The sequence below is a fragment of the Shewanella sp. SG41-4 genome, from assembly GCF_014164505.1.
GTDB lineage: Bacteria > Pseudomonadota > Gammaproteobacteria > Enterobacterales > Shewanellaceae > Shewanella.
The window spans coordinates 1-1,561 of sequence record NZ_JACJFI010000566.1 but is presented as its reverse complement, the minus strand read 5'-3'; the positions used below and the strand labels follow the sequence as shown (position 1 = coordinate 1,561).

Below are 1,561 nucleotides of genomic sequence, written 5' to 3'. Positions count from 1 at the left end.
CGCGCTTTTGTTCTTGGTTCATAGTACCTCCGGTGAAAAAGGCACTATATTAAAGCGTGAGTATTATTGGTATGTGGGGTTAATTAACCGCTTACAATAAAGTTAACATGCAGAGTTAGGGTCGGAATAAAAGGTGTGAATCATTATAGATTTTCTTAGTCATATCTAATTGAATTTCCATTCAAGATAAAAATGTTGCGTGTGTCATTTATGAACTAAATTAAGATCATATAAACAAAGTTTAATATAATTGTTAATCTTTAATATTTTTAATAAATATTTATAAATCATGTTGTTATATTTTTTTAGTGACTTGTAGATATGACATGCTTTGTTTTTGCACTTATACAGTATTGCGATTGTACATGTTGGGTATTAGTTTGACCAATCTTCGTCACTTTTTGACGCTTATAAGAAGGAGTTTCCATGCAAGCACAATTTAATGTTCAAATTGGTTCTTTTCGTAAAATCAATAAGATCCCTAATGCTTGGTCAAATGAAGATTACCTTCAATTGATGGCTATAATGGGCTTAGATGATGGATTAGAAGGAATGGAGGCTACTGAACTAAGAGAAATGTGCATGATGTCTCTAAATGATTTAGAGGCCAATGAAGCAGCAAAAATCGTCTTGACTCATTTATTCAGTGAATTGACTGAAGGAAAAATTGATCAGTTAAGTAATGACATGATTGGTGACAGAATGTGGGAAGAATATTCTGATTGCTTGCTTCATGAAGGTTTTTTTAGTGCTTATGCATTATTGAGAGAAGCATTTAATGGTGTCTTTGCTGAGCCAACTGGCGTTGAGTTTATGGTTAATGTCACAGCAACTGACGCAGCAGAGCTAACTATTTTTGATGAGTCATTACATGCATCTATGGTACGCCTACTTGCATCCGGATTATCTCCTGATGCGCTCTTACATCGATTATATGAAGATCAAATCACTGGTTCCCAATTTCCAGAGGCCACAGGAATACTATGGCAAGTCGAACCAGTAGCAAGTGAAGGCTTATCTCGTCAGTTTAAGATGGTGAGTTCAGACTTCTGGTTTGGACAATTGGCGAATGTTGATCAATTTGAAGCTTCCGCTCATGCTGATGAATCGGATGAAGACGAATAACTAACGCTATCTAGTTTGATATTTTTGTCCCATAAAAAAACCAGCTGATAACAGCTGGTTTTTTCTTATATTAATTTGGCAATGCCAAATTAATGATTACTATTATTAGTGCTTACGACGACGTAATGCAGCTAATGGAACTAATAGTGCAGTTAACCAACCCATAGAACCACCAGAAGATTTCTCTTCTTTCTTGGTGACTGTAATAGTTGCTGTACCAGCAGCACTCTCTAAACGAGTATCTGAAGCCGTTACTGAGAACTTAATGGTATTATTACCTGATGGTGCAGTAAAGCTAATAGCTGGACCGCCATTACCAAACGCAACAGTAGGACCACTTGTTTGAACCCAGTTGTACGTTAGGGTATCACCGTCAGCATCTTTACCATTGGCTTTAGCTGTAACAACAAAACCTTCAGTACTGGTCATGCCTGTA

Annotated in this window: 2 protein-coding genes; one reads left to right on the top strand and one right to left on the bottom strand. The window is 36.5% G+C overall.

Annotated features, from left to right (window positions below; translation table 11 throughout):
* Positions 1-426 precede the first annotated feature (426 nt).
* Entirely contained in the window at positions 427-1,125 is a 699-nt protein-coding gene (locus H5202_RS22270) for a hypothetical protein (protein ID WP_182773948.1), read from the top strand.
* A gap of 105 nt (positions 1,126-1,230) precedes the next feature.
* Here the strand turns inward: H5202_RS22270 and H5202_RS22265 are convergent.
* On the bottom strand, positions 1,231-1,561 hold a 331-nt coding region (locus H5202_RS22265; RefSeq protein WP_182773947.1), incomplete at its 5' end, for a PKD domain-containing protein.

What these genes read in the sequence shown, in the direction of transcription:
- H5202_RS22270 (WP_182773948.1), top strand. Translation starts at nt 427, where the DNA reads ATGCAAGCACAATTTAATGTTCAAATTGGTTCTTTTCGTAAAATCAAT.